This is a genomic window from Dehalococcoidia bacterium (assembly GCA_035310145.1).
Taxonomy (GTDB): Bacteria; Chloroflexota; Dehalococcoidia; order CAUJGQ01; family CAUJGQ01; genus CALFMN01.
Genome location: DATGEL010000077.1, coordinates 47,971 through 54,837, shown reverse-complemented (window position 1 = coordinate 54,837; position 6,867 = coordinate 47,971). Strand labels below are relative to the sequence as shown.

Annotated in this window: 7 protein-coding genes; 3 read left to right on the top strand and 4 right to left on the bottom strand. The window is 68.5% G+C overall.

Annotation, left to right across the window (positions count from 1 at the left end):
- The 3 genes from dnaK to hrcA all read right to left on the bottom strand — a co-directional run.
- Positions 1-1,592, bottom strand: a 1,592-nt coding sequence (dnaK, locus tag VKV26_14530; protein HLZ71115.1) for a molecular chaperone DnaK, incomplete at its 3' end; no start/stop codon positions are given.
- Between the two features lie 60 nt (positions 1,593-1,652).
- On the bottom strand, positions 1,653-2,261 hold the full coding sequence (locus VKV26_14525; protein ID HLZ71114.1) for a nucleotide exchange factor GrpE: 609 nt from the start codon (positions 2,259-2,261) through the stop codon (positions 1,653-1,655).
- A 39-nt stretch (positions 2,262-2,300) separates the two neighbouring features.
- On the bottom strand, positions 2,301-3,317 hold the full coding sequence (gene hrcA, locus VKV26_14520; protein ID HLZ71113.1) for a heat-inducible transcriptional repressor HrcA: 1,017 nt from the start codon (positions 3,315-3,317) through the stop codon (positions 2,301-2,303).
- A gap of 179 nt (positions 3,318-3,496) precedes the next feature.
- Here hrcA and VKV26_14515 point away from each other — a divergent pair, with 179 nt between their 5' ends.
- The 3 genes from VKV26_14515 to VKV26_14505 all read left to right on the top strand — a co-directional run bounded on the left by VKV26_14515 (position 3,497) and on the right by VKV26_14505 (position 5,047).
- On the top strand, positions 3,497-4,051 hold the full coding sequence (locus tag VKV26_14515) for a sigma-70 family RNA polymerase sigma factor (protein HLZ71112.1): 555 nt from the start codon (positions 3,497-3,499) through the stop codon (positions 4,049-4,051).
- Between the two features lie 33 nt (positions 4,052-4,084).
- Positions 4,085-4,279, top strand: coding sequence for a hypothetical protein (locus tag VKV26_14510; GenBank protein ID HLZ71111.1), 195 nt, complete (start codon positions 4,085-4,087; stop codon positions 4,277-4,279).
- A 126-nt stretch (positions 4,280-4,405) separates the two neighbouring features.
- Complete coding sequence (locus VKV26_14505) at positions 4,406-5,047, top strand: MBL fold metallo-hydrolase (GenBank protein ID HLZ71110.1); 642 nt, start codon at positions 4,406-4,408, stop codon at positions 5,045-5,047.
- Between the two features lie 147 nt (positions 5,048-5,194).
- Here the strand turns inward: VKV26_14505 and VKV26_14500 are convergent, their stop codons facing one another.
- A complete protein-coding gene (locus tag VKV26_14500) occupies positions 5,195-6,589 on the bottom strand; it encodes a M23 family metallopeptidase (GenBank protein HLZ71109.1) in 1,395 nt (464 codons plus the stop codon).
- Between the last annotated feature and the right edge of the window lie 278 nt (positions 6,590-6,867).

Here is a 6,867-nt window from a genome sequence, read left to right as displayed (position 1 = left end):
CGGACCTCGATCTCCTCGCGCTTGCGTGCGTCCTCGGCCGCGTGCTGCTCGGCCTCGCGCTGCAGCCGCTCGACCTCGTCCTTGGAAAGGCCCGAAGACGCGGTGATGGTGATCTTCTGCTGCTTGCCTGTGCCCTTGTCGTGGGCCGAGACGTTGACGATGCCGTTGGCGTCGAGGTCGAAGCTGACCTCGATCTGGGGCACGCCGCGCGGCGCCGGCAGGATGCCGTCAAGGATGAAGCGGCCCAGCGACTTGTTGTCCGCCGCCATCGGCCGCTCGCCCTGCAGCACGTGGATCTCCACGCTGTTCTGGCCGTCCGAAGCGGTCGAGAAGACCTGGCTCTTGCTGGTCGGGATCGTGGTGTTGCGCGGAATCAGCGGCGTGGAGACGCCGCCCAGCGTCTCGATGCCCAGCGTCAGCGGCGTCACATCGAGCAGCAGCACGTCCTTGACTTCGCCGCGCAGCACGCCCGCCTGGATCGCCGCGCCCACCGCCACGACCTCGTCCGGATTGACGCCCTTGTGCGGTTCCTTGCCGAAGAAGTTCTTGACCGTCTCCTGCACTTTGGGCATGCGGGTTTGGCCACCGACCAGCACGATCTCGTCGATCTTGCTCGCCTGCACGCTCGCGTCATCGAGCGCCTTGCGGCAAGGGCCGAGCGTCTTCTCGATCAGGTCGCCGGTGAGCTGTTCCAGCCTGGCGCGGGTGATGTTGATCACCAGGTGCTTCGGCCCGTTCTGGTCGGCGGTGATGAAGGGCAGGTTGACCTCCGTCGACTGCGTGGTCGAAAGCTCGATCTTCGCCTTCTCCGCCGCCTCGCGCAGCCGCTGCAGCGCCGGGCGGTCGTTGCGCAGGTCGATGCCCTGATCCTTCTTGAACTCGTCGATCAGGAAGTTGATCACCGCCTGGTCGAAGTCGTCGCCGCCCAGGTGTGTGTCGCCGTTCGTCGACTTCACCTGGAAGGTGCCGTCGCCGATCTCGAGGATCGAGATGTCGAAGGTGCCGCCGCCGAGGTCGTAGACGCCGATCGTCTCGTCGCTCTTCTTGTCGAGGCCGTAGGCGAGCGAGGCCGCCGTCGGCTCGTTGACGATGCGCAGCACCTCGAGGCCGGCGATCTTGCCCGCGTCCTTGGTCGCGTTGCGCTGGCTGTCGTTGAAGTAGGCCGGCACGGTGATGACGGCTTCCGTCACCTTCTCGCCCAGGTACGCCTCGGCGTCGGCCTTCAGCTTCTGCAGGATCATCGCCGAGATCTCGGGCGGCGAGTAGGCGCGGCCACCCATCTCGACGTGCGCATCGCCGTTATTCGCGCGCACGATCTTGTACGGCACCATCTTGATGCTGCGCTGCACCTCGGCGTCGTCGTACTTGCGGCCCATCAGGCGCTTGACGGAGAAGATCGTGTTCTCCGGATTGGTCACGGCCTGGCGCTTGGCCACCTGGCCGACCAGCCGCTCGCCGCTCTTATTGATCGCCACCATCGACGGCGTAATCCGGCCGCCCTCGGCGTTCGGAATGATCGTCGGCTCACCGCCTTCCATTACGGCGACGGCGCTGTTGGTGGTGCCCAGGTCGATACCGATCACTCTGCTCATGGGTTACTTCCCCTCCGGATCCGCCGGACTGCCGCCGCCGGTCCCTGTCTCTTGGATTGCTTAGTTGTTGCCGTGTTGCGGCCCGTCCGTACCGTCTGCGCCGGTTTGCTCCGCCGGCTGCCCGTTGCCGACCACGACCATCGCCGGCCGCAGCACGCGGCTGCCGAGCCGATAGCCGCGCCGGACTTCGGCGATGACTTTGTCGTGCTCGCCGGGACCCTGGCTGACGGCCTCGTGCACGTTCGGGTCGAACGGCTCGCCGTCGGCGGGAATCTCACTCACGCCGGAAGCTTCCAGAGCGCCGTGCAGCTTGCGCTGAATCGCCTCGAAGCCTTCGAGCCAGCCGGCGCCGGCGTTCTGCTGCTCGGCCTGCTCGATCGCGCGGTCGAGGTCATCGATCGCGGGCAACAGGTTGATGAGCAGGGCGCGGTTGGCGAGCAGGGCGTACTCTTCGCGCTCCTGCTCCGTGCGGCGCTTGTAGTTCTGGAAGTCGGCGGCGGTACGCTGCCAGCTTGCCAGGTACGTGTTTGATTTTTCGAGCGCGTCGTCGAGCTGTTGCTGCAGGTTCGCTGCGTTCTCTCCCGCGCCGTTGGCGTTTGGCGTTGTACCCTCTGCGGACTCGCCAGCCCCCGGCTGCCGCGGGCCGCGATGATGTGATGACTGTGGCATTGCTGCTCCTGACCGCCGGGGTTCCGGACGGCGCGTGAATTATTCGTAGGCCTGAGAGAGCAGCCCGCTCATCAGCGAGCCGACGTAGCGGACGGTGGCGATCGCGCGGGAGTAGGGCAGCCGCGTGGGGCCGACCACCGCGATCGTGCCGCCGGGGCCGTCGGCCTCGCCGTAGCGGCCGATCACCAGGCTGCAGCCGCGCATGATGTTCTCGCGGTTCTCGGCGCCGATAATCACGACCACGTCGTTGCTCTTCACGTCTGTCTGCGGGATCGTGCGCGAGATGTTGCGCCCGTCCAGCGCTTCGAGGATGTCCAGCATGCGCTCGCTGTGCGAGAACTCGGGCTGCGAGAGCACGTTGCGGATACCATCAAGATGCGGGTCGGGGAACTCGTCCACATCCTCTGCCTGGACGATCTCGGCCGTGGCGAGCGCGATCTGCTGCTCAAGTCCCCCCAGATCGCCGGCGGCGGCGCGAATCGCTGCAGCGCCCAGGCCGGTGAACTGCTGGCTGAGCTGCCGCGCCAGCCGGTTGAGGTCGTCCTGCGTCGCGGCTTCGCCGAAAGCGAGCTGCTGCTGGCGCACCTTCACGTCCTGCAAGACCACGACCAGCAGCGCCGAGTGATCGTGCAGGCTGACGAGTTGCAGTTGCTTCAGCCGCGCCAGGCTGGCGCGCGGACCGGAAACCACCGCCATGTTGTTGAGGGTCTGCGCCAGCACGGAGGCGGCAAGCTGCAGCCACTCGCCGAGCTGGGCCGTGGACTGATGAAACTGGTGCAGAATGCGCCGCTGCTCGTCTGTGCTGACGTTGGGCTCGCCCATCAGCATCTCGACGAAGTAGCGGTAGCCCAGGTCGGAGGGCACGCGGCCGGCGGAGGTGTGCGGGTGCGAGATGTACCCATCCTCTTCCAGCCTGGCCATCTCGTTGCGGATCGTGGCGGGCGAGATTTCAAGGGCGTGCCGCTTGACGATCTGCTCGGAGCCGACCGGGGTTGCAGTCTCGATATAGTCCGATACGATAAGGCGCAAAACCTGCGCGCGGCGTTCCGTGAGCATTCGTGTACCTCTGCCGGCCGGCGGCAGATGGACTCGGCGTGTCCTTCCCTGATTAGCACTCTCACATGGAGAGTGCTAACACCGAAAGTGTAGCGGTTGAGTGTGTCATTGTCAAGTATAATGGTGTCAACTAACCCGGCCGGGCGAGGCTGGCCACGGCCCCGCCCGCGGAGCCGCGGATGACGACGGCCTCCCCCTCGGACTCGGATACCGTGCTGGTGGAACGCGCCCGCGACGACCGCGCCGCCTTCGGCGCGCTCTACGAACGCTACGTCGATCGCGTCTACCGCTACCTCTACTACCGCACGGCGTCGGCCGCCGACGCCGAGGACCTTACCGCGCGCGTTTTCTTCCAGGCGATCAGTCATCTCGACGGCTTCGAGGAGCGTGGCCTGCCCTTCGGCGCCTGGCTGATGACGATCGCGCACAATCTGCTCGCCAACTATCACCGCGACCGCTCGCGCCGGCCCACCGCGCCGCTAGAGAGCGCCCCGGAGCCGGAGGGCCCCTCCCCGATCGCCGAGGCCGAGGACGCGCAGGCGATGCGCGAGCTGATCGCCAACCTGCCGCCGGAACGCCAGCACCTGATCCTGCTAAAATACGGTGAGGAGCTGAGCAACGCCGAGATCGCCCGCGCCATGAACCGCAGCGAGGGCGCGATCAAGAGCCTGCTCAGACGCACGCTGGATACGCTGCGCCGCGATCTGGAAGCGCGCGGCGATCTCAACGATTAGCAGAGGGCGGGAGCCCGAGCCGGAGCCGCTGTGATGAAGCCAGAGCCCGACCAACCGATCGCCTGCCAGCTCTGCAACACGGGCCAGCTCGTGCGGCGCGCCCTCCCGCCCGTGCCCTGCCCGCAGCGCTTCCGCGAAGACCTGCGCCAGAAGCTGGTCGGCGCGCCGCCGCCCGGCGCCCGGCCGGAAGCGCAATCGCAGGCCCGCCTCAGCGGTCACGCCTGCTGAGTTTCGATCCGCTCCGTCAGCGGGGACGTGAGGTTGGATGCTTCCGCCGAACCACGCCGCCATCGTGGCGACGCAAACCGCTCCGGCCGGATCAAGGCGCCAACTGCCGGTACACGAGGAGCCGTCTTGGAGATCACCTGGCTTGGCCATGCCTGCTTTCGTCTGAAGAACCGTGAAACCACGATCGTGATCGATCCGTTCGGCGCGGAGACGGGCTACAACCCCCGCGCGATCGGCGAGGCCGACGTCGTGATCGTCAGCCACGATCACCCGGCGCACAACAACGCCGGCGCCGTCACGGGCAAGCCCAGGGTCATTCAAGGCCCCGGCGAGTTTGAGGTCGGCGGCGTGCTGATCACCGGCGTGCGCACCTATCACGACGGCAGCAAGGGTACGAAGCTGGGCCGCAACACGGCCTACGTCGTCGAGATGGATGAGGTGCGCGTCTGTCACCTCGGCGACCTGGGCCACATTCCCACGCCGGACCAGGCGGAGGCGCTGAACGGCGCCGAAGTGCTGCTGGTGCCCGTGGGCGGCGGCACCACACTCGACGCCGAGGCGGCGGCCGAGGTGATCAGTCTGCTGGAGCCGCGCATCGTCGTGCCGATGCACTACCAGACGCCGAACGCCACGGCGAAGCTCGATTCGCTCGACGCCTTCTGCAAGCAGATGGGCCTGGCCGAGCCGCAGCCCACCGCGAGGCTGAACGTCACCAAGACGAGCCTGCCGCTGGAAACGACCGTGACCGTGCTGGAATACAAGCGGTAGCCGTGCGGCGTGACGGCCCGCTCACAGCCCATCCCTTGACGCGGCCGGGTAGCCGCCCCGGCTCCTTCACGTGCGCCTGGGGCAGGGCCACGACGCCTGCCACGCACACGCTGCCGCGCGTATAGTCTGGGCCGGCTGGCGTTGTGACTACGGTAAGAAGTTCAGCGGGTTAAGCACCTGCCCGTTCAGGTGAATCTCGAAGTGCAGGTGCGGGCCGGTGCTGTAGCCGGTGCTGCCCGCGTAGCAGATCGTCTGCCCCTGTGCCACGTGCTGGCCGACGGAGACGACCGGCCAGCTGCGGCAGTGGCCGTAGCGCGAGCTCCAGCCGCCGCCGTGGTCGATGTCCACGTAGTAGCCGTAGCTGCAGCATGGGTCGCCGCCGGCGAAGGTGACGGTGCCGGCCTTGGCGGCGTGGATCGGCTGGCCGCCCGTGCCCTGGCCGATGTCGATGCCCAGCGGATGGCTGGGGCCGAAGTAGCTGGTAATCGGCCCGATCGCCGGCCAGGCCCAGCCGCTGCTCGAGACCTGCGGCGCTGGCGGTGCGGCCGGCGCGGGCGGTGGCGCGGCTGGTGCAGCCGGAGCCGCCGCCGTTGCCGGCGGTTGCGCCGTTGGCTGCGGAGTCGGCGCTGGCGAGGGGGTCGGGGGCGGCGGGGGCGGGGGCGGTGGTGGAGGCGGCTCGCCGCCGACCAGCAGGATCGTCTGCCCCTCGCGGATGGCGCCGCCGCTGGGCACACCGTTCGCCGCCAGCGCGATCACGTCGCTCGGCTTCACCTTGTAGGTGTCTGCAATATCGGAGAGCGTGTCGTCGAGATGCACGTTGTAGAGCACGCCGTCTGTGGTGGGCACCCGGATCGTTTGCCCCACGAACAGCGCGTCGCGGTCGGTGATCAGCGGGTTGTTCCACAGCACCGTGCTGGTGGAGACGCCGTAGCGCGCGGCGATCGTCGAGACGGTGTCACCCGGCTGCACCACGTGGTCGTAGTAGAGCGGCCGGTTGGGATCGTTCGTCGCGTACTGGCGCAGGCTGTTGTCCGGCGTGGGTGTCGGCGCCGGCGGCGTCGCCGCGGCCGGTTGGCCGTTCTGCGGGCCGCCGGCCGCAGGTGTCGGGCTCGCCTCGGCACCGCCGCTGCCGCCGTCGTCAGGCACGTTGGGCCGGTGCGGTGTATCGCCGGCGAAGCCGATCGACGGCGTCGGCGGCGGAGTGGCCGTCGCGGTTGGGCCGGCTTCCGCTGCTGCGGTGGCCGTCGCCATGGCGCTTGCCGGAGCGGCGTTGGCCGCGGGTTGGCCGCCGGCCGGCCGGTTCGCGCTGCCGGCGATGCTGTTCGCCTGCACGGGCAGCCCGGTGGTGTGCGCCTGGTTCACGCCGTCCAGCACCAGCGGCGCCCGCAGATACTGGATCTCGCCGGCAACGCGGACGGCGCCGGCGGCACTGTCCGCGGGGCCGGGCGCGAACAGCGGCGGCCGCGGTGGAATGTAGGCGGCGGCGGCGTGCGGCGAGCCGAGGTGCGCGCGGCCGCGCAGCGGCACCAGGGCGAAGGCCACGGCAGCGAAGAGCAGGATGATGGCCGCGTGGATGCGGAAACGGCGGCGGCGCCGGGCGCGTTCGCGGGCCAGCCGCTCGGGATTGATCAGGTGGTAATCGTACAGCGGGCCGCGCCTGAGCCGTTGCGTGCCGTCGATGCGCGCGCTCTCCCTCTCCGGCCAAAGCGCCGGCGGATTCGCCCCTCAGCATACACAGCTTAGCCGTTATGCGTAACGGCTTTATGGAAAACCCTACCGCCGTGCTCGACTTTACGTAACAGCGGCCACTCTGGCAAGTG

Coding starts and splice junctions, on each gene's coding strand:
- VKV26_14525 (HLZ71114.1), bottom strand. CDS start 2,261: ATGCCACAGTCATCACATCATCGCGGCCCGCGGCAGCCGGGGGCTGGC.
- hrcA (HLZ71113.1), bottom strand. CDS start 3,317: ATGCTCACGGAACGCCGCGCGCAGGTTTTGCGCCTTATCGTATCGGAC.
- VKV26_14515 (HLZ71112.1), top strand. CDS start 3,497: ATGACGACGGCCTCCCCCTCGGACTCGGATACCGTGCTGGTGGAACGC.
- VKV26_14510 (HLZ71111.1), top strand. CDS start 4,085: ATGAAGCCAGAGCCCGACCAACCGATCGCCTGCCAGCTCTGCAACACG.